The organism is Cysteiniphilum sp. JM-1, assembly GCF_008711525.1.
In the GTDB taxonomy this organism is placed as follows: Bacteria; Pseudomonadota; Gammaproteobacteria; order Francisellales; family Francisellaceae; genus Caedibacter.
In genome coordinates this window covers 59229-83893 of the sequence record NZ_VXKS01000006.1, presented here as the reverse complement: position 1 = coordinate 83893, position 24665 = coordinate 59229, and the positions used below count along the sequence as shown (strand labels likewise).

The 24665-nt window shown below is 39.5% G+C and carries 28 protein-coding genes and 1 other RNA gene; 11 read left to right on the top strand and 18 right to left on the bottom strand.

Features of this window, described 5'->3' with window-relative positions:
* Positions 1 to 15: 15 nt before the first annotated feature.
* The 4 genes from tmk to F3D68_RS04160 are packed head-to-tail and all read right to left on the bottom strand — an operon-like array spanning position 16 to position 3271.
* Complete coding sequence (tmk, locus tag F3D68_RS04175; RefSeq protein WP_151193208.1) at positions 16 to 681, bottom strand: dTMP kinase; 666 nt, start codon at positions 679 to 681, stop codon at positions 16 to 18.
* Positions 682 to 683: 2 nt separating this feature from the next.
* Positions 684 to 1424 carry a deoxyribose-phosphate aldolase gene (gene deoC / locus F3D68_RS04170; protein ID WP_151193207.1) on the bottom strand — a complete coding sequence of 247 codons (741 nt, stop codon included), beginning with the start codon at positions 1422 to 1424 and terminating at the stop codon, positions 684 to 686.
* Positions 1414 to 2682, bottom strand: coding sequence for a phosphopentomutase (locus F3D68_RS04165; protein WP_151193206.1), 1269 nt, complete (start codon positions 2680 to 2682; stop codon positions 1414 to 1416). The genes deoC and F3D68_RS04165 overlap by 11 nt, the downstream gene beginning before the upstream one ends.
* A 22-nt stretch (positions 2683 to 2704) precedes the next feature.
* Positions 2705 to 3271 (bottom strand): UPF0149 family protein, encoded by a 567-nt coding sequence (locus tag F3D68_RS04160; RefSeq protein WP_151193205.1) that lies wholly within the window; start codon positions 3269 to 3271, stop codon positions 2705 to 2707.
* Positions 3272 to 3379: 108 nt separating this feature from the next.
* Here F3D68_RS04160 and ssrS point away from each other — a divergent pair.
* A non-coding RNA gene (gene ssrS / locus F3D68_RS04155) (6S RNA) lies at positions 3380 to 3560 on the top strand.
* Between the two features lie 48 nt (positions 3561 to 3608).
* Here ssrS and F3D68_RS04150 read toward each other — a convergent pair.
* Positions 3609 to 4253 carry a CvpA family protein gene (locus tag F3D68_RS04150; protein ID WP_151193204.1) on the bottom strand — a complete coding sequence of 215 codons (645 nt, stop codon included), beginning with the start codon at positions 4251 to 4253 and terminating at the stop codon, positions 3609 to 3611.
* Positions 4254 to 4403: 150 nt separating this feature from the next.
* Here F3D68_RS04150 and sthA point away from each other — a divergent pair, with 150 nt between their 5' ends.
* Entirely contained in the window at positions 4404 to 5804 is a 1401-nt protein-coding gene (gene sthA, locus F3D68_RS04145; RefSeq protein WP_151193203.1) for a Si-specific NAD(P)(+) transhydrogenase, read from the top strand.
* 2 nt (positions 5805 to 5806) lie between these two features.
* On the opposite strand, the gene msrA is transcribed toward sthA, so the two are convergent.
* Positions 5807 to 6385, bottom strand: coding sequence for a peptide-methionine (S)-S-oxide reductase MsrA (gene msrA, locus F3D68_RS04140; RefSeq protein ID WP_151193202.1), 579 nt, complete (start codon positions 6383 to 6385; stop codon positions 5807 to 5809).
* 304 nt (positions 6386 to 6689) lie between these two features.
* On the opposite strand from msrA, the gene F3D68_RS04135 reads away from it, so the two are divergent.
* On the top strand, positions 6690 to 7475 hold the full coding sequence (locus tag F3D68_RS04135) for a response regulator transcription factor (protein ID WP_191092694.1): 786 nt from the start codon (positions 6690 to 6692) through the stop codon (positions 7473 to 7475).
* A gap of 15 nt (positions 7476 to 7490) precedes the next feature.
* On the opposite strand, the gene parE is transcribed toward F3D68_RS04135, so the two are convergent.
* Positions 7491 to 9380: a DNA topoisomerase IV subunit B gene (parE, locus tag F3D68_RS04130; protein WP_151193200.1), complete on the bottom strand. Its 1890-nt coding sequence runs from the start codon at positions 9378 to 9380 to the stop codon at positions 7491 to 7493.
* 23 nt (positions 9381 to 9403) lie between these two features.
* Between parE and F3D68_RS04125 the strand changes: the two genes are divergently transcribed.
* From F3D68_RS04125 to secB, 4 genes are all read left to right on the top strand, one after another.
* The gene (locus F3D68_RS04125; RefSeq protein ID WP_151193199.1) at positions 9404 to 10366 is read left to right on the top strand and encodes a LysR substrate-binding domain-containing protein; all 963 of its coding nucleotides are present in this window, start codon (positions 9404 to 9406) and stop codon (positions 10364 to 10366) included.
* 97 nt (positions 10367 to 10463) lie between these two features.
* Entirely contained in the window at positions 10464 to 10970 is a 507-nt protein-coding gene (locus tag F3D68_RS04120; protein WP_151193198.1) for a rhodanese-like domain-containing protein, read from the top strand.
* On the top strand, positions 10967 to 11218 hold the full coding sequence (grxC, locus tag F3D68_RS04115; protein WP_151193197.1) for a glutaredoxin 3: 252 nt from the start codon (positions 10967 to 10969) through the stop codon (positions 11216 to 11218). Before F3D68_RS04120 ends, grxC begins: the two co-directional genes overlap by 4 nt.
* 29 nt (positions 11219 to 11247) lie before the next feature.
* Positions 11248 to 11697, top strand: coding sequence for a protein-export chaperone SecB (secB, locus tag F3D68_RS04110; RefSeq protein ID WP_151193196.1), 450 nt, complete (start codon positions 11248 to 11250; stop codon positions 11695 to 11697).
* A 104-nt stretch (positions 11698 to 11801) separates the two neighbouring features.
* Here the strand turns inward: secB and hemL are convergent, their stop codons facing one another.
* The 6 genes from hemL to rpsO form a co-directional block, all read right to left on the bottom strand.
* Entirely contained in the window at positions 11802 to 13127 is a 1326-nt protein-coding gene (hemL, locus tag F3D68_RS04105; RefSeq protein ID WP_411954818.1) for a glutamate-1-semialdehyde 2,1-aminomutase, read from the bottom strand.
* 20 nt (positions 13128 to 13147) lie between these two features.
* On the bottom strand, positions 13148 to 14104 hold the full coding sequence (gene gshB / locus F3D68_RS04100; RefSeq protein ID WP_151193194.1) for a glutathione synthase: 957 nt from the start codon (positions 14102 to 14104) through the stop codon (positions 13148 to 13150).
* A 27-nt stretch (positions 14105 to 14131) separates the two neighbouring features.
* Positions 14132 to 14629, bottom strand: a complete 498-nt coding sequence (locus F3D68_RS04095) for a GNAT family N-acetyltransferase (protein WP_151193193.1) — start codon at positions 14627 to 14629, stop codon at positions 14132 to 14134.
* Between the two features lie 175 nt (positions 14630 to 14804).
* The gene (gene erpA / locus F3D68_RS04090; RefSeq protein ID WP_119328012.1) at positions 14805 to 15149 is read right to left on the bottom strand and encodes an iron-sulfur cluster insertion protein ErpA; all 345 of its coding nucleotides are present in this window, start codon (positions 15147 to 15149) and stop codon (positions 14805 to 14807) included.
* Between the two features lie 231 nt (positions 15150 to 15380).
* The gene (pnp, locus tag F3D68_RS04085) at positions 15381 to 17456 is read right to left on the bottom strand and encodes a polyribonucleotide nucleotidyltransferase (protein WP_151193192.1); all 2076 of its coding nucleotides are present in this window, start codon (positions 17454 to 17456) and stop codon (positions 15381 to 15383) included.
* 47 nt (positions 17457 to 17503) lie between these two features.
* Positions 17504 to 17770, bottom strand: a complete 267-nt coding sequence (gene rpsO, locus F3D68_RS04080) for a 30S ribosomal protein S15 (RefSeq protein ID WP_117002957.1) — start codon at positions 17768 to 17770, stop codon at positions 17504 to 17506.
* 283 nt (positions 17771 to 18053) lie between these two features.
* Between rpsO and adk the strand changes: the two genes are divergently transcribed.
* Positions 18054 to 18725 (top strand): adenylate kinase, encoded by a 672-nt coding sequence (gene adk, locus F3D68_RS04075; protein WP_151193191.1) that lies wholly within the window; start codon positions 18054 to 18056, stop codon positions 18723 to 18725.
* A 166-nt stretch (positions 18726 to 18891) separates the two neighbouring features.
* Here the strand turns inward: adk and mutY are convergent, their stop codons facing one another.
* Positions 18892 to 19902, bottom strand: a complete 1011-nt coding sequence (gene mutY, locus F3D68_RS04070; protein ID WP_151193190.1) for an A/G-specific adenine glycosylase — start codon at positions 19900 to 19902, stop codon at positions 18892 to 18894.
* Positions 19895 to 20428: an adenine phosphoribosyltransferase gene (locus F3D68_RS04065; protein WP_151193189.1), complete on the bottom strand. Its 534-nt coding sequence runs from the start codon at positions 20426 to 20428 to the stop codon at positions 19895 to 19897. The genes mutY and F3D68_RS04065 overlap by 8 nt, the downstream gene beginning before the upstream one ends.
* A 95-nt stretch (positions 20429 to 20523) precedes the next feature.
* Here F3D68_RS04065 and F3D68_RS04060 point away from each other — a divergent pair, with 95 nt between their 5' ends.
* Positions 20524 to 20661 carry a Txe/YoeB family addiction module toxin gene (locus F3D68_RS04060; protein ID WP_411954791.1) on the top strand — a complete coding sequence of 46 codons (138 nt, stop codon included), beginning with the start codon at positions 20524 to 20526 and terminating at the stop codon, positions 20659 to 20661.
* 12 nt (positions 20662 to 20673) lie between these two features.
* On the opposite strand, the gene F3D68_RS04055 is transcribed toward F3D68_RS04060, so the two are convergent.
* From F3D68_RS04055 to nadB, 3 genes are read right to left on the bottom strand one after another with little or no spacing between them, the layout of a single operon-like run.
* Complete coding sequence (locus tag F3D68_RS04055) at positions 20674 to 21336, bottom strand: HAD-IB family phosphatase (RefSeq protein WP_151193188.1); 663 nt, start codon at positions 21334 to 21336, stop codon at positions 20674 to 20676.
* A gap of 26 nt (positions 21337 to 21362) precedes the next feature.
* Positions 21363 to 22061: a Fic family protein gene (locus tag F3D68_RS04050; RefSeq protein WP_151193187.1), complete on the bottom strand. Its 699-nt coding sequence runs from the start codon at positions 22059 to 22061 to the stop codon at positions 21363 to 21365.
* Positions 22062 to 22078: 17 nt separating this feature from the next.
* Positions 22079 to 23653, bottom strand: a complete 1575-nt coding sequence (nadB, locus tag F3D68_RS04045) for an L-aspartate oxidase (RefSeq protein ID WP_151193186.1) — start codon at positions 23651 to 23653, stop codon at positions 22079 to 22081.
* Positions 23654 to 23883: 230 nt separating this feature from the next.
* Here nadB and F3D68_RS04040 point away from each other — a divergent pair, with 230 nt between their 5' ends.
* Together F3D68_RS04040 and F3D68_RS04035 are read left to right on the top strand one after the other, a co-directional pair.
* Positions 23884 to 24147, top strand: coding sequence for a type II toxin-antitoxin system Phd/YefM family antitoxin (locus tag F3D68_RS04040; RefSeq protein ID WP_151193185.1), 264 nt, complete (start codon positions 23884 to 23886; stop codon positions 24145 to 24147).
* Positions 24148 to 24567 (top strand): type II toxin-antitoxin system VapC family toxin, encoded by a 420-nt coding sequence (locus tag F3D68_RS04035; RefSeq protein WP_151193184.1) that lies wholly within the window; start codon positions 24148 to 24150, stop codon positions 24565 to 24567.
* Positions 24568 to 24665 lie beyond the last annotated feature (98 nt).

Sequence of the window (24665 nt, the reverse complement as noted above, 5' to 3'; positions counted from 1 at the left end):
ATTAATTGCTTGAAACTACTTAATGAATTTTGAAAACACTCCGGTTAACTGTGCTTGAACTTGTTCAATGGTATTATTAGCATTAATCAAAACACTTGTTTGCGGATTTTCTTTAACAAGCTTTAAAAATATCTCACGCGCACGATTGAAAAACTCTATCTTTTCCTGTTCAATACGATCGAGTGCATTTCTTGATTTAGCACGCTGAAGTCCAAGTTCAGGTTCAATATCCAAGTAAATCGTTAAATCTGGGCGAAAAAATGATAGCAATAAATCATTTAGCTGTTTTACTTTATCAAACCCAAGCTCTCTACCTCCTCCTTGGTAAGCTAAACTTGACCAGTTAAAGCGATCACTCACCACCCATTTACCACTATTAAGTGTCGGTTTTATCAACCTTTCAACATGCTGCATACGTGTTGCGTACATAAGGAGTAATTCAGCGTCAGGACACAGTGCTTCTTCCTCATATGGCGTAATCAGAAGCTTACGTATCTTTTCAGCTAGAAAAGTACCACCTGGCTCACGCGTAAAAACGGACTCAATTTTTTTTTGTGCTAATATTTCACGAATAAACTCAATAGCAGTACTTTTACCAGCTCCTTCTAAGCCTTCAATGACAATAAACTGTGCTCTTTCATTACTTTGTTTTTTTTGATTATTCTGTCTATTTTCTTTCATCTCTAATAACTGCTTGTGCTTGGCTCAAGGTTTAATAATTTATCTAATAAACCGCTAACGCCAAAGCGAAAATGCTGTTTATTAATATAATGATCACCACATAGTGAACGCACTAATTGAATGTACTCAAGCGTTTCAGTATAACTTCTAATACCACCTGATGCTTTAAAGCCAACCGTACGATCTGATAAGGCAATTTCCTGCAGAATAATCTTAGCCGCTTCTAGCGTTGCACCAATGGCTGTCTTACCTGTTGAGGTTTTAATAAAGTCTGCTTGGGCATTAATCATATCGCGACTGATGATCTGGATAAGCTCAGGTGATAATTCACCAGACTCTATAATCACCTTTAACCTACGATCATGGCATAGCTCTTTTGCCGCTTTTACCATATTTATCGCATCTAGCGATGAACCATTTTCAAGATACTCCGTATAGGGAATGACTAGATCAATTTCATCAGCACCGAGCTTAATCGCATTTTTAACTTCCATGACAACAGAATCAACAGAAGCCTTACCTTCAGGGAAATTAACCACCGTTGCAATCGCAATATCTGAGTGCACTTTAGATTTAATATATGAAATAAATTCAGGATAAACGCAAACTGCAGCGACTGTACCTAGATGATTAACGCTCTTTTGTAACAATTGATCCATACTCTCCTGAGTATCTGACTTATTCAGTGATGTCAGATCGATAAGAGAAACAATGTCTGCTAACTGATCGTGATCAATCGACATGTGCCATATCCGCTGATTTGAAAATCGATTGCCCAAAGCTTAAGGGTGCTAATCCCATATAATCAGCGATACTCTGACCAATATCGGCAAAGCTCATACGCTCGCCAATGCATTCAGTCGTGATATTATTGCTCCACACCAAAAAAGGAATATGCTCACGCGTGTGATCTGTTCCCTGCCAGCTTGGATCACAACCATGATCCGCTGCAATAATAACTATCGTGTCATCATCTAGTAGTTGATCAAGCTCGGGTAGGCGTGAGTCAAAATACTCCAATGCTTTGGCATAGCCCTCAATATCACGGCGATGACCAAAACTTGAATCAAAATCGACAAAATTAGTAAAAATAAGCGAATTAGGTTTAGCACTTTGATAAGTTGACAGTGTCACATCGAACAACTCTGTCAGCCCCGTGCCTTTAATGCTTTGTGTTATTCCTTGATTAGCATAAATATCGGCAATTTTACCAATTGAAATCACTTCACCACCGGCTTCTTTTAATTTATCCAACAAGGTAGCCTCAGGCGGCAACACCGAATAGTCTTTGCGATTTCCAGTGCGCGCATACTCATTTGCTGATTCGCCAATAAAGGGACGTGCGATCACGCGTCCTACTACCAATCCCATTTCATCCAGAAGCTCACGTGCAATCTTGCATATCTTAAGCAAACGCTCTAAACCAAAATACTCCTCATGCGCTGCAACCTGAAACACACTATCCGCTGAGGTGTAAATAATTGGCTTTTCCGTCAAACAATGCTCAACGCCATGTGTTTTAAGCACTTCAGTACCTGATGCATGACCTGCATCAATCACACCTTGCGTTAACTCACTGCGCTTTAACCATTCATCAATAAATGCTTTAGGAAATACTGATTCATCTTCACCATCGGCATGGTGACTTTGTGTGAAATAATGCCAATCAAACATCACCGGCACACCTGCAATCTCCCAGTGACCACTTGGCGTATCTTTGCCTTTGCTATTTTCAACACAATAACCATATTTGGCTTCAACAACAGGCTCTTCTTCAGATAAGTCAATCGTAAGCTTACGTGCACGACTTAACTCTGCGGCTTTTTGCAAACCACGTTTGGCAAGATTTGGTAAATCTAACGATCTTTTATACTGCGCACGATAATCAACAATATGACCCAAGGTATCGGCACCTTGATCACCAAATAGTTTGGCATCTTTAGCTTCACCAATACCAAAAGAATCCATTAATAATATAATTACTTTCTTATTATTTAACACGAATGTTTTCCTCAAGATATATTTATGAATACAAGCGTTTAAGCCCAAACTCGCTATGGATCAGAAGTACCGCAACCTTCGTATATTCAACTAACTCCATATAGGCTCTTTCTTCATCCTCTTGCCCTGTGACTTCATCATCATATTGCAAGCGCGACATATCGATTAAATCAGTAATCGCCTCTTGAACCTCAACAGAGCCTTTGGTGTAATCGATCTCCATCAAGCCCAATCCTGATAAAAAACCTTGGCACCACATTGCTAACGCATCAATGCGCATATAGAATTTCTCGTCATCATCAGGTAACAATAAATCAAAATGCATATCCTGCGCCAAAAACTGGGCTTTTGTTACCTGATACATTTCGGCTAATACTTTTAATGCACCTTGTGCGACAACATCACCTGCCTCAATTGGCTCAGCCATCAGCGAGTCCATCCACGCTTCAATACGCACCTCAGCACCCCCTGTAAAAAGCGCACACAATAAAGCATGCGCTTCAGAAGCTTCAGATAAAGCATTGATTTTACGAAGTGCAGCAGTAACCTCCTGATAATCAGGTAAAACTTGTTTTTCCGTTATTTGCATAAGTGTTTTTATCATTATAATCAAGATGCCTCTATCGTATCATTTTTTTTACAACAAATCACTTGCACTTAGTAACATATGCTTCTATGATTTCAAGTGTAAGTTTAGTGTTGCCTGTGCTGTTAGCCAGTCCTTACATTCTTGAGCCGATGTATTTATATCGGGAGCGTAGATACTTGTTTTAGCGTGCATGCTCAGCCTGACTGAGAAGCCCAACGAACAGCAAACGCACCCACTTGGTTCTTGAGGGTTCAAGAGCCATGTAAGCAGCGGCAGATATGGGCGGCACTATAAAATTTTCCTTCTCTTTTTTTTCATTTTTTCCAATGCTGTACTTTTAGCCAATAGCATCTAACTCAGCTTTTGACTTATGGAATTCCTGCTCTTGATAACCATTTGAGTTATTTTGAGCATCATTATTATCAGTTGCTGGCTTGCCTTCATCACTGTTTTTGTCATTTGGATTATATTTGTAGATACTGTTGTTATGTATTTTCTGATGGACATCCTCTGGTAATTTATGATCAACCCAAACCGCGCCTTTAACCAGCCATGGCACCAGTAATGAGTCCTGCCAAGCTTTCTGCTCAGTGAGCGCCTTATTATAACTAAGCACACCAACAATTAAGCTAACCACAAGCGTTGATTTAACAATGCCAAATAAAAAGCCCAATAAGCGATCCGTAACCGTCTGATTATCTTTGCGAAAAACACCAAAAATAATATGCACAATACCACCTAAGATCCAAACGATCACGACAATGGCAAAAAACGACATCCAAAATGCCACTTCAGGTGAGTTAAACCATTTTGCAGCAAAATTCATATCAAGAGAGTCTGCAAAGAAATACGCCGACACCGCAGCAATCAACCAAGTAAGCAATGAGATTAACCCACGCACAAAACCTTGCGAAAAACCAATAATCGCAAAGCCAAACACGATAATAATAAAAATCCAATCAAGCCAATTTAGCAGTGACATTATTTTTCCTTATAAGCCTAAAACAGCTTTTATTGTAGCGTGCTTTTGATACTTGGCAATCATTGCGCTGAAACAATGCTTAAAAAGTTCCACACGGCGATATTCCATATGCTACAATTTGCAGCAAATTTCCAGAAAGGCGTAAACACCATGCAATTCGATTCTTTTGACTCTTTCGATTCTTTTCACTACGACGTCATTGTCATTGGCAGTGGACCTGGTGGTGAAGGTGCAGCAATTAAAGCCGCAAAATCAGGTCTTAAAGTAGCAATTGTTGAATCCGAACTTATCGGCGGCAACTGTACACATCAAGGCACAATCCCAAGCAAAGCACTGCGACATGCGGTATCTCAATTTTCTTTTCATGCAAAATACCATGACTATAGCTACCCTCAGATGCTGGAAAATGCATCACATGTCATCAATGCCCAAACTGAACTAAAAACTGGGTTTTACAAACGCAACAATGTTGACATGTTGCATGGCTTTGCACGATTTATAGACCCTCATACTATTTGTATTTGCTCAGCACACGAAGAAGAGCAAACCAAAGAGCAGTTCAAAGCAAAATATTTTGTCATTGCCACCGGCTCAAGACCTTATCACCCCAAAGATATTGATTTTAATCATCCGCGTATTTTGGACAGCGATAGCATTTTACACCTTAATGACAACCCCAAAACCATCTCTATTTATGGTGCAGGTGTTATTGGCTGCGAATATGCCTCTATTTTCCGCACATTAAAAATCCGTGTCAATTTGATTAATAATCGAGAGCGCTTATTATCCTTTCTTGATAATGAAATTATTGATGCCTTAAGTTACCACTTTCGCGAGCAAGGTATTCGCACCCATCACAACGAGCATTATGACAGCATTGATGCCAATGATAATGAGGTAATCTTAAAGTTAAAATCAAATAAAATTATCAAATCAGACTACCTATTATTTGCCCAAGGACGCACAGGAAATACCGATCAACTGGGGCTAGATGCGATTGATATTGAGGCGAATATCCGTGGATCAATCGAGGTTAATCAAAACTATCAAACCATTAAGCATCCTCATATTTATGCCGTAGGCGATGTCGTTGGTTACCCATCACTTGCTTCTGCCGCCTTTGACCAAGGGCGCTTTGCTGCAACGCATATTGCCGAAGGCAAGTGTACCAATCATTTAATCAAGGATATTCCAACGGGAATTTATACCTTGCCTGAGATCAGCTCGGTTGGCAAAACTGAGCAAGAACTCACCGAAGAAAAAATTCCTTACGAGGTGGGACATGCATTTTTTAAGGATCTTGCGCGCGCGCAAATCTCAGGTAAAACCGCGGGCATGCTTAAGCTTATTTTTCATCGTGAAACACTACAGTTATTAGGGATTCACTGCTTTGGTAGTCAAGCTTCTGAGATTATTCACATCGGACAGGCGATCATGTCACAAAAAGGCAAAGCCAATACATTGATGTATTTTATCAATACAACATTTAACTACCCGACCATGGCGGAAGCTTATCGCGTCGCAGCTTTAAATGGATTAAACAGGCTGTAAACTTATTGCCAAACTTCCTTTAAGCGCGCATCACGCCCACATTGCCAACGGTAAAACGCATAACTAATAGGATTTTTTAAATAGTACTTTTGGTGATATTCTTCCGCAGGAGTAAAGGTAGTACTTGGACGCAACTCTGTATATATTGGTTTATTTAAATAATTTTTTATGTTATCAAGCACTGCTTGAGCCACTGCCTTTTGTCCATCATTTTCGTATAAAATAGCGCTTTGATATTGTTCTCCCAAATCACAAAATTGTCCATTTTTAACGGTGGGATCAATATGCTTAAAGAAATAATTTAAAAACTGCGCATACCCCAAAACTTCATCCTCATACCAGACTTTAACGACTTCCAAGTGGTCTGTTTTTCCTTGGGATACCTGCTTATAGTTTGGATACAAAGTCGTACCACCATCATAGCCCACTTCAGTTTTTACTACACCTTTAAGCTTATCAAAATCAGCCTGCATACACCAAAAACAACCTCCTGCGACAATCGCCGTACTCATCTTGGCATAACCCAATTGGACTAAAAACACGCACCCTAGCACGCTTAAAAATTTTATATTTTTCAACATTTTATCACTCCGAATTAATCCTTCAGATGCTTAAGGTATAGATCACAAAGAAGACAAACTCAATTAAGGGGAAATTACATAAAATACTAAAAGCATAAACGATCTGTTTTTTACTATTTTTTATCTGCTCGATACAATAATTATGAATATTACATCACTTTTTAAGCAGTTATGCTGTAAACAACATGGAAAGTCAGAAATATTTTAAATATAATTACGCACAATGTGACTATGTGTTATTTAGTTTAAGCTTTTATTCACAATAGTCTGGGAGATTTTTAACCAAATGATGATGAGAGACCCTATGAAAGACGACAGTAGCATATTATTGGTTAGTACCAATAAAGAAAATACCAAAGATTTACAAACATTACTTCAACGTTATTTACATCAGACGAACGTTGCCCACTCAGGACAGGAAGCCTTGGATCTACTGGCTGCCAATAAAAACACCAAAGTAGTACTCCTTGATTTATTACTGCCGGATATGTACGGCATTGAACTGTGCAAAAATATTCGTGAACGCCACCCAAGCATGGCAATTATTTTTGTCTCAAAAAGTACTGATGCAACCGAAATCGTCTTATGTTTTGAAGCAGGTGCTGATGACTATGTCGAAATTCCTTATAATCAGCACGTATTAATGGCTCGCATCAAAGCAAAATTACGTGATCGCAATACCTCGCAATCACCGTATGCCATTACTGGATCAGTCAATATTGAAGATATAAACATTAGTGACTACAGTCAGATTCAATTTGGCAAATGGGTATATCATCCGCGCAAATCATTAGTGACACACCCTGATCATTCCGACATTTACTTAACGGATAAAGAAGGCGCTTTACTAAAAATGCTACTATCAGATCCAAGCAAAACCTTTATGCGTGAAGAAATTGCCAAATATCTTAATTTAAATGTTAAAGAAAGCATGATACGTGATGTCAACATTCATGTGCATCGCTTACGTAATAAGCTTACCCAAGGGCATAACTCAAGCTCACCAATCAAAGCTGTACGCTCACAAGGTTATACCTTGGATTCCTATTTAAACTATGTTTATGATGGCAAAGAAGTATCTTTTTTATAATTTCTCTTAACTGAATCACTCTAAATCCGCTAAATTTCCTTTCTGCTCCAACCAATGTTTGCGATCCAGTGAGCGTTTCTTAGCAAGCATTTCATCCATTTCCTCTAGATCAAAACGCTCATCACTTGATAATGTTAATTGCACAAGACGTCTGGTATCCATTGCCATTGTAGACTCTCTTAATTGCATCGGGTTCATCTCACCCAACCCTTTAAAGCGCAACACATTAGCCTTAGCTGATTTTTTATTTTGGGCAATTTTATGCAAAATGACATTCTTCTCTGCCTCATCTAATGCGTAATACACTTCTTTGCCGACATCAATTCTAAATAATGGCGGCATTGCCACATAGATATGCCCCTTCTCAACCAATGGTTTAAAATGACGCAAGAATAAAGCGCATAGTAATGTCGCAATATGTAGCCCATCCGAATCAGCATCCGCGAGAATACAAATTTTGCCATAACGTAACCCTTCTAGATTATCACTGCCTGGATCCACACCAACTGCCACGGCAATATCGTGAATCTCTTGCGATGATAATACTTCTGACGAATCAACTTCCCATGAGTTTAATATCTTGCCTCTTAATGGCATGACTGCCTGGAACTCACGATCTCGCGCCTGCTTTGCCGAGCCACCTGCTGAATCCCCTTCAACTAAAAAGAGCTCACTATATTGGGTATCTTGTGTCACACAATCGGTCAATTTACCGGGCAATTGTGGACCTTGAGTTACCTTTTTGCGCACTACTTTTTTCTCAGCTTTAAGGCGTTTTTGCGCACGCGAAATAATCGCTTCAGCAATTTGATTTGCCGTCTCAATATTTTGATTCAACCACAAACTAAAGGCATCTTTAACATGTGTCGCAATAAAGTTCACACAGTCGCGTGATGATAGTCGCTCTTTGGTTTGCCCTGAGAATTGCGGCTCAGGCATTTTAAGTGACAACACATAACAAAGACCTGCGAAAATGTCATCTGGCATGATTTTGACACCACGCGGCAGAATATTATGAAGCTCACAATACTCACGTATCGCATCTAACAGCCCAGATCTTAAACCATTAACATGCGTGCCACCTAAAGGCGTTGGGATCAAGTTAACATAACTTTCTGTGATTAAATTATCGCTTTCTTGCGGCCAGCATAATGCCCAGTCAACAACATATTGTCCATCACTAAAAGAGCCTGAAAATGGAACTTCTGGCAATATTTCAAGACCGTCAATTTTCTCTTGTAAATAAGCCAATAACCCGCCATCGTATTGCCAAGTCATACGATCGTTTTGCTCATCATTTTGATATTCAACGATAAGACCTGGACACAATACCGCTTTAGCTTTTAATAAATTCTTTAATTTACGCGTTGCGTATTTTGGGGTATCGAAATATTTAGGATCCGGCCAAAAGCGTACCGTAGTCCCTGTATTTTTTTTGCCAACTTCGGATACTACCTTTAGCTCTTCAACCTTATCACCATGCTCAAAGGCAATAAAATAGCGCTTACCATCACGCTTGATAAACACCTCGACACGCAAACTTAATGCGTTAACCACGGAAACACCGACACCGTGAAGTCCGCCTGAATAAAGATAATTTTCTTTGGAGAATTTACCTCCGGCATGCAAGCGCGTCATAATGAGCTCAACACCAGATATCCCCTCCTCTGGATGGATATCAACCGGCATACCTCGACCATTATCCTCAACCTCAAAACTGCCATCATCATAGACTCTGATATTAAGTTTATTGGCATGTCCTGCTAATGCCTCATCCACTGCATTATCAATCACCTCTTGTGCGACATGATTAGGGGTTTGTGTATCGGTATACATCCCAGGACGTCGCTTAACAGGGTCAAGACCCGATAGAACTTCAATGGATTGAGCAGTGTATTGATTCATAACAAAAGGGTGCTTATTATTTTATGTCTAATTTTATCGTTTATTCTGGCACAAAATCGAGTAATCTTAAATCTAAATGCTGCCTTGAATGGAAAATTATGAATATCCGTGACTTAGAATATATTATTGCTGTTGCCAAACATAAGAACTTCAATAAAGCAGCACAAGATTGCTTTGTCAGTCAACCGGCACTTAGTATGCAAATCAAAAAGCTTGAGGATGAGTTAGGCGTTGCCATTTTTGAACGCTTCCAAAAAAGTGTGCTTGTTACAGCTATTGGGCAGCAGATTATTGACAAGGCACAATCTTTATTAACCATTGTTCAAGACATCAAAGATTTGGCAGCAACGCATAATAAAACAGAAGATTTGCTGTTTAGAATTGGCTTGTTTCCAACCCTTGCTCACTATCTGTTACCACAACTTATTCACACAACCTTAGCGGATAAGAGTCCTATTAAGATATACCCTATTGAGGAAAAAAGCCCCATTCTCATTCAAATGCTGCAATCAGGTAAAATTGATGCCGCTCTTTTAGCATATGACTCACTACCACAAGGGCTTGAGTTTTTGCCACTATTTAAAGACACCTTTAAACTCGCTGTGTATGATGGGCATCCATTAAGTCAACTGCCTGAGATTGATATATCGAAACTTGACGATGAAGCCATGCTTTTCTTAGAAAAAGGGCACTGCCTACGCGAACAGGTATTATCTTTAAACATCAATCCCGCGCAAAGTATTCAGTGCAATGCCACAGGTCTTGAGACTTTAAGGCAAATGGTTATTGCTAAACTTGGCATCACCATTATTCCTGAGATTGCCACACTTACCTCACACAATGGTATTCATTATATTGACTTTAAGGCACCTGCTCCTTTTCGTGAGATTGGTCTGGTTTATCGCCGTGGTTCAGCAATTACTAAATGGCTAAAAGCGATTGAATTACTTGTAAAAAAAAGCGTGCCAAGTTTGGCTTCTCATTAAATTTCAAACCCGCTATAATCCACTTTGTTAACTAATAAGCTTGCTCCTTAATAATCTTGGGACTCGCACTAAAAACAAATATAAAAATAGGAAAAACATGTCAAACCTGAGTCATTTCATCTCTCAAAACTTAATACTATGTATTATCTTTGTACTTGCCATTTTGATCTATCTTGGCTACGAAATTCGCCAAGCTAAATCAGGTCGTTTTCAATTATCTATACAAGATGCCATTAACCTCACAAACCGTGATAAGGGCATATTCTTAGATATTCGCGACAGCAAACTTTTTAATGAAAGCCATATTGTTGGTGCGATCAATAGTAGTGCTGCTGAGCTTAAAGAAAACACGAAAACACTTAACAAATACAAGAACAATCCAATTGTTGTTTATTGTGCAACAGGTGCGCAAAGTGCTAGTGTTTGTGATTTGTTAAAAAAGGCAGGTTTTGATAAGCTTTACACGCTAAAGGGTGGCTTCAAACAATGGTTACAAGATAAATTACCAACTGACAATAAAGCCGTAGCACATAATGAAATGAATACTGACAAGAAAGATCTAAAAAATAGAAAAGATAAAAACGATAAAGGCACAGCTAAATGATTGAAATCTACACTAAACCAACTTGCCCTTATTGTATCAATGCCAAAGCATTGCTTAGCAAAAAAGGCGTGACCTTTGCTGAATATAATATCAGTGATAAACCTCAGTTACGCGAAGAAATGATTAAGCGTGCCGCAGGACGCACAACGGTGCCACAAATATTCATCAATAATCAGCACATCGGTGGCTGTGATGACTTGTATGCTCTTGAAGATGCCAATAAACTTAACCCATTACTTGGAAAATAACACTTAACTTAACTATATAAGGAAAGATAATGACAACTGAAACAAATACCCCTGATATTCAATTCCAAATCCAAAAACTCTACACCAAAGATATTTCATTTGAAATTCCTAAGGGTGCTGATGCGTTTAAACAAGAGTGGAAGCCTGAATTAAACGTCGCTTTGAATACTAAAGTGACAGGCTTACCTGAAGAAAATATGTATGAAGTTGTGTTAACGGTTGAAGCTGATGTTAAATGCGGCACTAATGATGCTTTCAAAGCAGAAGTGCAACAAGCTGGTATTTTTCTTATTTCCAATATGGAAGAAGGTCAACTTGATCATGCGCAATATGCATTTTGCCCTAACATTTTATATCCATATGCACGCGAGGCAATCTCTGATTTGGTTGCTAAAGGCGGCTTTCCACAATTATGCTTAGCACCTGTAAACTTTGATATGATTTATCAACAAAAGCAGCAAGAGCAAAAAGCAAACTAACTGTCTCAGCAATATTTTTAATATCCATATTCGGGTCAAGCCCGAATATGGCGATCATTACTTCCTATCAGGATTGACTCAAGAATCCGAAAAACAACTCATACCTACTTAACTGAAGTTACACACTTTTGCTCAGTTACCTCTTCTTTTTGCAAAAACTCAGCAAACAAGGCTATCGTTTTATCAATATCTTGATCACTATGCGCAATTGACATAAAACCTGCTTCAAATGCGGATGGCGCGAAATAAACACCATGCTCAAGCATAAAATGGAAAAAACGATTAAAGCGCGCTAAATCGCAAGCCTTAACATCATCAAAACTTAGAATATCTTGTGCCTCAGTGAAAAACACCCCAAACATACTACCCAAAGATTTCGCTAAAAATGGAAAGCCTTGTGCTTGAGCAGCATGATTTAGCCCCTCAACAAGTTTTTGTGTTTTGGTTATTAATACCTCATAGAATCCCTGTTGTGAGATTTTATCTAACGTGACTAATCCCGCGATCATTGCCACTGGATTGCCTGATAATGTACCTGCTTGATAAACGCCACCTACAGGTGCGATAAGCTCCATAATTTCCTTCTTGCCACCAAAGGCACCCACGGGCATGCCGCCACCAATGACTTTACCAAATGTTGTTAAATCAGGGGTGATCTGATATAAGCCTTGCGCACCCGCTAGACCAACACGAAAACCTGTCATCACTTCATCAAAAATCAATAAAGCCCCATGCTCATCACATAGTTGACGCAAGCCTTGCAAAAATGCTTTGGTTGGTTCAATCAAGTTCATATTGCCAGCGATCGGTTCTAAAATAATACAAGCAATTTGCTCGGGATAGGTTTTAAATAAATTAGCAACACTCTCTAAATCATTAAATGACGCTGTCAGTGTATCTTTGACCGTATCTTTTGGCACACCTGGTGAGTTTGGCACGCCAAGCGTTAATGCGCCTGATCCTGCCGCTACTAAAAACTGATCAGCATGACCATGATAACATCCAGCAAATTTAATCACCTTATCGCGCTTAGTGTAGCCTCGTGCCAAACGCACAGCACTCATCGTTGCCTCAGTTCCTGAGCTAACAAACCGCACCATATCAATGCTATCAATCAAATCACAAATCTTCTTGGCAAGTTTTACCTCAAGCTCGCATGGCGCACCATAACTTAAACCAAGTATTGCTTGATCCTGCACCGCCTTGATCACATCATCATCAGCGTGTCCCAAGATCATTGGTCCCCAAGAGCCAACATAATCAACATATTTATTCGCATCGACATCATAAACATAAGCACCCTTTGCCTTGGCAATAAACTTAGGTGTGCCACCGACACCTTTGAACGCGCGCACTGGCGAGTTAACACCGCCTGGAATATATTGCTTTGCTCTATTAAACAGACTTTCTGATTTTGTCATCTTACTTATTCCTATCTATTTCTTCTTATTTACTTTCGATTCATTACTCGATCTTCAACGACATCCATTAGTATATCTGTTGCATTGACACCACTTTCATTAAAAATTTGTTGTGTCATCGTAGGACTGGTTATATTAATCTCAGTCAAACAATCACCAATAACATCAATGCCAGCAAATAACACGCCACTTTGTTTAAGATCCCTGCCAACAATACTGGCTATCTCATACTCTTCAGCCGTAAGCTTTCTTACCACCGTTGATGCGCCGCGCGCTAAATTGCCACGACTATCATCACCACTTGGAATACGTGCTACCAGATACTCCAATGGCTCACCATCTACGATTAAGATACGTTTGTCACCATCTTTAATCGCGGGTTGATATTGCTGTACCATAATAAATTGTGACTCATATTTTGTGATTGTCTCTAGAATGACATTTTTATTGGGATCATTTGGTTGAATACGAAAAATTGACTCACCGCCCATGCCATCAAGCGGCTTGACCACCACATCCTGATAATCATCAATAAAACGCTTAATATGTTTAAATGAACGACTCACCATTGTTTTTGGTGCTAAATCAGGATAACGCGTAATTGAAAACTTCTCATTGGCATCCCTTAAGGTTTGCGGCTTATTAATAATCAATGCACCCTGCTTTTCAGCCAACTCCAAAATATACGTTGCATAGACGAATTCCATATTAAACGGTGGGTCTTTACGCATAAAGATCACATCGAAATCACCTAGCTTCACTTTGTCCATTGGGTTTAGATGATACCATTTGTTATGCTCTTTACTCGGAGTAAGTGTTAGCTCATAACCCTCACCATAAGCAACACCCTCTTCAACAAAAATATCCTCAAGCTCAAAGACGTACTGCTGCCAGTCTTTCTTAGCAACTGATAGCATCATCATATAAGCGGTATCTTTTTTGATATTAAAAGTGTGTAATGGGTCAATAATAAAGGCGACTTTCATAGGTTTCCTTAAGTCAACACGATAAACTTATGCTAATTCTAACACCATTAAATATTGATCATAGAACTGATTGTGCACTTTTATTGATTTTAGTTCTGTACCATAAGTCTCAAAATCAAACTGCTGGTATAACGCCAATGCCACAGTATTTTCAGTCACGCAATGTAAATGTAGTTGCGTCACATAATCAGCGGCATGCTTGATCACTTGATGCATCAATTGCTTAGCAACACCCTTACCACGAGCAGCTAAGGATGTATACATACCCCAAATCATCCCTCGATGCGCGGTTTTGGCATTTTTCAAAGCTGAAAAACCAACGCAACCAATAATCTCATTACCATCAAAAGCTGCAAAAATATCATTTTCCTCAAGCATCTCTTTGAAATATTGATCATTACAAAGCAAGGCCTCCTCATAAGATGAACCAAAGCTATGAGGGGAATCTTTTAGCGCTTGTAAGCGTATTGTTTTCCATAATTGCCAATCAGCAGATGTAAGCAATCTAATACAAATATCAGCCACCTATTAAACTCCCTGATCAAATAAACCGTAGGGGCGTATTGTATACGCCCTACATTTAAAATAGCTAGTAAAATCACCCCTCACCCGTGCAGCCCAAGCTACACGACCTCTCCCGCAAGGGGAGAGGTGACAAATGGTGCAACTTGTTTATTGAAGAATATTAAGGCAAAGAAATTTAAACAGAAAAAGAAGAGCCACAACCACAGGTGGTTTTAGCATTTGGGTTACGAATAATAAAATGGGCACCTTCAACATCTTCTTTATAGTCGATATCAGCACCGACAAGATACTGGAAACTCATCGCATCTACCAATAAATAAACACCATGATTTTCAAAGATCATATCATCTTCTTTTTGTTCTTCATCAAAGGTAAAGCCATATTGAAAACCCGAACAACCACCACCGGTGATATATACGCGTAGTTTCAAATCATTGTTGTCTTCTTCTGAGATCAGCTCTTTTACTTTCAAAGCAGCTGCATCAGTAAAATTAAGCGGTTGTGCCTGTTGGACGCTCATTTTTCTTTCTTTTGCTCCCTTATTTTACCTGTTACTAATAAAAATTAAGTTGCGTTTAAATTACCCCCTCACCCGTGCAGCCTAAGCTGCACGACCTCTCCCGCAAGGGGAGAGGTAATAGGGGGAATGCAAGTTAAATTTCAATCATCCCTCACCATTCAGCTGACACTACGCAAGCTACCCCACAGTAGGAGATAATGGGAAATGCAACTCATTTTCTATTATTACTAGCTATTGAACTGGTACAAGTTTGATTTTGCCCATGCGATCAATATTTTGCACCATAACATTCATGCTTTTGCCTTCTGCCATCGTATTGGGATTAACGCCAATACTTTCAAGCTCAGCAAATGGCAATAAGCCATCTTTACCCGGCAGAATATTAATAAACGCGCCAAAATCCAAGACTTTAACGACTTTACCGCTATAAGTTTGACCCACTTCAGCACTGGCTGTTATTGCTAACACCTCTTCAATCGCAGCATTTAATGCATCACGGCTCTTGGCAAAAATCTTGACATCACCATTATCTGATGTGTCAATGGACGCACCGGTTTTCTCAGTAATACCTTTAACCGTCGCACCACCCTTACCAATCACATCACGGATTTTGCTTGGATCGATTGTAATAACTTCAACTTGGGGCGCATTATCAGAAGTTTCTGTTTTATACTCAGAAATCACTTCATTCATAATGCCCAAAATATGCAAACGACCTTCGCGGGCTTGCTCAAGCGCTGCATGCATGATCTCACGTGTGATACCTTTGATCTTGATATCCATCTGCAAAGCTGTCACACCATAGCGCGTACCTGCGACTTTAAAGTCCATATCACCCAAGTGATCCTCATCACCTAAGATATCTGACAACACCGCATATTTATCACCATCTTTAATCAGCCCCATTGCAATACCTGCAACAGGAGCGGCTAATGGCACTCCGGCATCCATCATTGATAGTGATGAACCACAAACGGTTGCCATTGAACTTGAGCCGTTTGATTCCGTAATCTCAGATACCACACGAATAACATAAGGATAAGCATCTTCATTAGGGAATACTGCTTGTGTTGCACGCTTAGCAAGATTAGCATGACCAATCTCACGACGCTTAGGTGTGCCAATCATTCCCGTTTCACCAACTGAGTATGGCGGGAAATTATAATGTAACATGTAGCGGTTCTTCTTATCGCCACCTAAAGTTTCAACCAACTGTGCATCGCGATCATTACCTAAAGTTGTCACCACTAAAGCTTGTGTTTCACCACGCGTGAACAACGCTGAGCCATGTGCTTTAGGTAGTACACCTGTGCGCACATTAATTGGGCGTACTGTACGTGTATCGCGACCATCAATACGTGGCAAGCCACTTAAAATATTTTTACGAACGACTTCTTTTTCAATGTCGTGGAAAATTGTTTTAATCTCTTCTACAGAAACTTCTTCTAACTCAGTTTCATCAGCAACAATAGCTTCAACCACTGTTTTACGTAATTGGTTGATTGCCTCAACACGCTTTTGTTTCTCAGTTTCTTGATAAACTGCTTTAATCTCACTATAAAAACGTGACTTAATTTGCTCTTTTAATGCTTTGTTTTCCGCTTTTGGTACAAAATCCCAACGCGGTTTAGCAGCATATTTTGCTAAGTGATTAATCGCTTCAATGATCACTTGCATTTCTTTGTGACCATATAAAACAGCGCCAAGCATCACCTCTTCTGGCAAGCTTTTTGCTTCTGATTCAACCATCAACACAGCATCTTTCGTACCGGCAACGACTAAATCCAACTCTGAAATATCTAGTTTGGCAAATGATGGGTTTAAAACATATTGCCCATCAATAAAGCCGACACGCACACCAGCAACAGGACCCTCAAATGGCACCCCAGATAATACCAACGAAGCCGAAGCACCGATCAGCGCTGGAATATCCGGTGGCACCTCAGGATCATATGATAACACGGTTGCCACAACTTGAACTTCATTATAAAAGCCTTCAGGAAACAATGGACGCAGTGGACGGTCAATCAAACGAGCTGTTAAGGTCTCGTTTTCACTTGGTCGCCCTTCACGACGCGGGAATCCGCCTGGAATCTTACCTGCTGCGTATGCTTTTTCTTGGTAGTTGACTGTCAATGGGAAGAAATCTATACCTTCTTTAGCCTCTTTTTGCGCTGCGGTTGTTACCAATACAACGGTATCGCCCATAGTAACTAAAACCGAACCTGCCGCTTGACGCGCCATTGATCCTGTTTCCAATGTTACTTGATGTTGTCCTAACTTAAAGACTTCTTTAAATATTTTCACGTGTGTACCTTATTATCATTGTTTTGCGGTGTGTCGTATCTTTGATCTTATCTACGTAAACCTAAACGCTCGATCAATGCGCGGTAGCGCTCGATATCTTTGCTTTTCAAATAGTCAAGAAGCTTACGACGTTGACTTACTAAACGCAACAAACCACGTCTTGAGTGGAAGTCTTGTTTGTGTGATTCAAAATGCCCTTGCAACCCGGTAATGCGAGCTGTCAATAGTGCAACTTGTACTTCTGGTGAGCCTGTGTCGCCTTCTGAACGTTGATATTCAGAAACGATCGATTGTTTTTGCTCGGTGCTTAACATAGTGTTTTCTCCTAAGATTTATTTCTTTTGTTAAACTTCCCATGTGATATTTCAGACATTTAACCGTAAAAAATATCGTGACAGTTTAGCAACGCCGTATGATACATGCTTTTTAGATAAACAACAAGCAAAGGCAAAGCTTATGTAGAGAATAAATAAACTATCCTAAGCAAGAATAGATAAACGAACGAAAATTCAAACCTAACCAATTTTTTAAAAGACTTTTAAACCATTTCTTTTTATCATAGAGCCACATTTTATTTTTACTTTTAGCGGAAACCATATGAACATTATTCTTCTAGGTCCTCCAGGGGCTGGCAAAGGCACACAAGCAAAGCGCATTGAAACACAATTTAACATTCCACAGATCTCCACAGGTGATATGCTGCGAGCGGCGATCAAATCAGGCTCAGAAACCGGCATGAAGCTAAAGAAAATATTAGATGCTGGCGAGCTTGTTTCTGATGATTTTATTATGCAAATCGTTAAAGAACGTCTATCACAAGCAGATTGTAACAATGGTTTTATGCTTGATGGCGTGCCACGCACATTAGGGCAAGCCGACGCCTTTAAAAAACTTGGCATTAATATCGATTTTATTATTGAGATCACACTAGATGACAATATCATTATCAAACGCATGTCAGGTCGCAGAATTCACGAGGCTTCAGGTCGCACCTATCACGTTGATAATAACCCACCAAAAGTTACTGGCAAAGACGATCAAACGGGTGAAGACTTAATTCAACGCGAAGATGACAAAGAAGAAACCGTTAAAAATCGCTTAAACGTCTATCATGCGCAAACGGCACCATTGATTGAATACTACCAGCATTTTGATACCGCGGGCACTGAGCTTAAAAAGCCTACTTATGTTAAAGTTGATGGCAATCAAAGTGTTGATACGGTGACCAAAGAAATTTTCCATGTGCTTAGCCAACACGCAACTGCCTAACGTCACAATTCATCCAATTACGCACTTTTTTCTATTTCAACACCCCGCCTCGTAAACTTGGCACCCCTCTTGCAAAGAGGGGAATATAAAATGACCATTGCCTAATTCCCCTCTTTGCAAGAGGGGTGGCAGCCATAGGCTGACGGGGTGTTTTAAAATCATCGTTTTAGCAAATCAAATGCTTTGCCAATGGCGCAGGCAATGCATATTTCTTTATATTATCCTTATTAACCCAATAAGCATCATTAATCATTGCTTTCTGAGTTAATTGATACACTTTAATATCATAATAAAGCTCAAAGTGGGTGAATATATGCTTTTGTTCTTCACATAGCATATGACTATATTCACCAATATGTAATGCAACTTCAGGTAGAACATACAATCCACCCCAAATACCTTTATTCGGTTTTTTGATAAGTAGCAGCTCATCTTGATATTGATAAAGATGAAACACTGCTGATTGAACTGGCTTCACCCTTTTTCCTTTTTTCCGTGGATATTGTTTCACCTGATTATTGGCAAAACTCAAACAAACACCCTGTAACGGACAAAGATCACACTTTGGCTTGGTTCGTGTACAGATTGTCGCCCCCAAATCCATTTGTGCTTGTGTATAATTTTGCGTCTTGTCTTTTGGCATAAGCTTATGCGCTAATTGCCATAGTTTTTTCTCAGCAGCAGCACCTGATAACACTTCATCAATCGCAAAAACACGTGCAAATACACGCTTAACATTACCATCCATAATCGGTGTTTCTTGCTTAAACGCAATTGATAAGATCGCATGTGCGGTTGATCGACCAATGCCGGGTAATGCTAATAAATCATCAACATTATTAGGCATTACACCATTATATTTCTGATAAATGACTTGCGCTGCTTTGTGCAAGTTTCTAGCACGTGCGTAATACCCCAACCCTGCCCAATACTGCATTACTTCATCTTGATTTGCTTGCGCTAGATCACTGATATGCGGAAATCGATCGATAAACTTGAGAAAGTATGGAGTAACCGTTTTAACTTGTGTCTGCTGCAACATAATCTCAGACAACCACACATAATAAGGGTTAAAATCACCCTGCCATGGTAAGTCATGACGCCCATGTTGATTAAACCATGTCAGTAACAATTGATGATACTGTGAAACATCAAAATGAAGTTTAATCTCAGTCATATTGAACTAATGAGTCAATAAAGATGTCTTTTGGCATTTTATCGCGTCCATTGAGCCCATTAAGCTCAATCACAAATAACGAACCTAGCACGGTAGCTCCAGCTTTTCTAACCAATTCAACACAAGCACTTGCTGTACCGCCTGTTGCTAATAAATCATCCACTAACAACACTTGATCATTGTTAGAAAAAGCATCCTGATGCACTTCTAATCTATCAGTACCATACTCTAACTCGTATTCACAGGCATGTACCGCGCGTGGCAACTTACCAGGCTTACGAATTGGCACAAAACCAATTGATAAGTGCTTTGCTACCGCCACACCAAAGATAAACCCACGACTCTCAGGTCCTGCGATAATTGTGGGTTTTAAGCCCTTTTCTTTGATCCGTTCTGCCATAAGACTTGCTGTTTGCGTTAAGCCATCAGCGTCTGCCAATAATGGCGTGATATCACGAAATAAAATACCCGGCTTTGGAAAATCAGGAACAGCGGTAATTAAAGATTTAATCGTTATAATACTCATTATTTAAAAAGAATTTTCTCTGACATAGATTGTGCACATGGTAGCACGTTGATACGAATGTTGTCATTTAAAATCCAGCTTGTTATATTCGCGAATTGAATTTAGGCAAACCTGAACCGCTAAAGCATAATCTACAAGGTTGGTACTCTCGAAGAATTGATTTGACGCATAGACTTGTCTATAAAGTTGAAGGTAACAATTTACTCATCGCCCAATGCCGTTTTCACTACTAAATCAGCGCCACTCTAATTGCCAATCAGCGTACTAAGCTCATCAATATTTTTTGCACAAAGCTTAGCAACAGATAAGACTTTATCTCGCTGAACATGTTCAATATAGGCAATAAACTCATTCGCAATCCCAGCACTATAAAGCTCATAGTCGGTAAAACCATCGCCAACAATTACGGTTTCACCAACTAGCTGATCTTGGATTTTTGTAGCACCAGTGACTTTTGAATCACAAAAACCATTGTTATTATTTAAGCCATCAAAGTATCCGTTTTCATCCCAGTGTAAATTCACCGCAAAAACGCGTGATGCTGGAATATCCAGATACTCAGCAAAAGGCAGAATAAGTTCACTAAAACCACCACTAATAATCCACACTTTGACATTACGTTGATGCAATTGCTCAATTAATTCCTTGATACCAACCGTTAATGCGTCAGGGCAATACTGCGCAACAAATGCATCTAATGCTGCCTTTGTTGGTTTTGCTACTTGTAAACGCGCCTCCAAACTAGCACGAAAACTTATCTCACCATTCATGCCGGCATTCGTTAAGGTTTCAATTTGCTGTATTTTAGACTGATCCCCTTGAAGCAACTCAGCCATGATCACCTCTAGTGATTCAAAACGGATCAGCGTTGAATCAAAGTCAAAAATCACATTATTGTACTTACACATGATATTTGCCTTACTTACTTGCTTGTCTATTCACTCATTATTTCAATTAATTTGCTATCCAAGCACGATAGCATAAACTCAGTCATCGCTGTTTTATCACTTGTTTGATAAAAATCAAGCATCAGTGTATTAAACTCAAGTTGACGCTTGACGGGTAGATTAATCGCCGGATAGCCACGATCAAGCAAAATGCCATTCATCATAAAGCGCCCCATGCGTTTATTAACATCATAAAAAAACTGAATACGCGCCATATCTAGAAATAAACCAACCGCTTGTTGATATAACATCAACCCTTCAGAATCGTGATAATCAAAAATAATTTGCTGCCATAAATCTGCTAAAGCATCCGCTTTAGGCGGCATATAGTCAGTCCCTGAAATAGTGACTTGCCCTGTCCTAAAAGCCCCCCAAGCAAGTGCTTCTTCTTTTGCAGCTTCAAAATGCAGCTGACATACAAATGATTGATCGAGCGAAAAGCTGTTATTCTGTATCTTTTCAAATAAAAAATGCCATGCATCTGCTTGGTTTAAAGCAATGCGTTGATCTGATAACTTGTGCCCACCAACAGTAACACCATCGAGCAAGGTTTGAACCTCTGGCAAAGTATAATGAATACCCTCTAAGTTTACCGCATCATACACAAACTCGGCTAACTGACGTTTTGCTAAAAATAGCGCTTTCTGACGATTGGGTTTTATTGCTCTTAATAGATCAAATTCCATGTATACCTTCCGTTTTATTAATTTTTAGCTGGATGCAAAATAGTAGGTTTCAAAAACCGTGGATCTTTTTGTTTATAATCCAACGTAAAATGAAGCCCGCGACTTTCCTTCCTGCGCATTGCAGACTCAACCATCAATTCAGCAACTAACACCAAATTTCTAAGCTCCAACAAATCAGCAGTTACCGTAAAATCAGAATAATAATCAAATACCTCCTGGCGCAACAGCTTAATGCGATGCATTGCGCGCTCTAAGCGTTTATTGCTTCTAACAATTCCCATAAAGTCCCACATGCAACGTCTAATCTCACGCCAATTATGGCGAATAAAAACCTCTTCATCTGAGTCAGTGACTAAAGCGTCATCCCAGCGAGGAATATCTGACATTGGCATTAACCTTAAGAGGTTTTGTTTAATATCATTAGCAGCAGCAAAAGCATATACAAGACACTCTAATAACGAGTTACTTGCCATGCGATTAGCGCCATGAAGCCCTGTATAAGTCACTTCTCCTGCAGCATACAATCCGACAACATCGGTGCGTGCCTTATCATCAACCACAACACCACCACAAGTGTAATGCGCCGCTGGCACGACGGGAATCTGGTCTTTAGTCAAATCAAGTCCATATTTTAATAAACTTTCATAAATCATCGGAAAGTGTTCTTTAATAAACGCCTCTGGCTTATGTGTAATATCCAAATAAACACATTCTAAGCCATATTTTTTCATCTGCAGGTCAATAGCACGTGCAACCACATCACGTGGTGCAAGCTCAGCACGTTCATCAATCTCAGGCATAAAGCGCTTACCATTAGGTAGACGCAAATATGCACCTTCACCACGCAATGCTTCACTTAATAAAAATGATCCAGCTTTTGGGTGATAAAGGCAAGTCGGATGAAATTGATTAAACTCCAAATTTGCCACACGACACCCAGCACGATAAGCAATGGCAATACCATCGCCACTAGAAACCACGGGATTAGTCGAATATTGATAGACGCGTGAGGCACCTCCTGATGCCAAGACAACAGCACGCGCACCAAAAGTTTCAATTTTGTTTGATTTAAGATTTAACGCATAAGCACCAACACAACGCTGTTGCTGTAAAATCAAGTCAACCACATTGTAATATTCATAGACCTTTATATTCGGATGATTTTTAACTAAAGCCGTTAACGTCGTTTGTACTTCTTTGCCAGTAGCATCCGCAGCATGCAAAATACGTCGATAAGAGTGTCCTCCCTCCATCGTCAGGTGGTAATAATTTTCATGCTCACTATCTAGCGTAAAGTGCACACCTTGATCAATCAGCCATTCAACACATGATTTAGCATTCTCAACAGTAAAACGCACCGCTTTTTTATCACATAAACCATCACCAGCAATAAGCGTATCTTCAATATGCGCCTCTAATGAGTCACCTTTGTCCATCACTGCGGCAATCCCACCTTGTGCGTAAAGGCTAGAGCCTTCACCCAAGGCGGATTTACACAATATTGCTACGTTACAGTCATCCGCTAAATTAAGAGCAGCTGTCAGTCCTGCGGTACCTGCACCGACAATTAATACATCTGTTTGTTCAAGCATGTTAAATCATTCGCTATTACATCAAAACTTAAGCGATTATACGTGATTCTAAGCCCATGTGTTAATATATACCGCTCACAAACCATTTTGCAGCATGCCTGCCATTGAATTTCACACCCCTTTGGGTGATTGATTGCGTTAGCGGTTTAAGAATTATCCAAAACACACTTGTAGTTATGTAGTTACAAAACTATACTTAGTGACACCTAAAGGTATCGGAGTTTACGACAATGAATATTAACACCTTTACAAGTAGAGAGTTTAATCAAAATCCAAATAAAGCAAAGAAAGCATCTAAAGACAGTATCGTTTTCATCACTGAGCGCGGAACGATTTCACATGTTTTGCTGAGTGTTGATGCATATCATAAATTGCAGAAGGTCAATATACCGCAAACCAATATTGTTGATATGTTATCAATGCAAAATGATCAAGACATCGAGTTTGAACCAACTAAGCTTGGGCAAGATCTATTTAAAAAGGACATTTTCTAGATGTATTTACTGGATACCAATGTTATTTCAGAATTAAGAAAAGCAAGCTCAAACAAAGCAGACCCCAATGTGGTGAACTGGGCTTCATCCATTAGTCCTGTTGAGCTTTTTATTTCAGTCATCACCATACTTGAGCTGGAGATGGGTATTTTATCCGTGCATCGAAGAGATTTTAAACAAGGTAATATATTACGCAACTGGATGGATAACCACGTTATGGCTGCTTTTGCCAATCGAATTATCGCTTTTGATCTCTTTGCTGCCAAACGCTGTGCTCAACTTCATATCCCTAACCCAAAATCAGATCGCGATGCCATGATCGCAGCAAGTGCAATTACTCATGGAATGACTCTGGTAACGCGTAATATCATTGATTTTAAAGACATGGGCATAACACTACTCAACCCTTGGGATGAGTAACAAGTATAAATAATAGTTTCATTAGTAAGTATAGATATCCCATTCAAGCTCAAATACGATCGCTCAATGTTTTGCTATCATTCTTGGATTTGATCCGA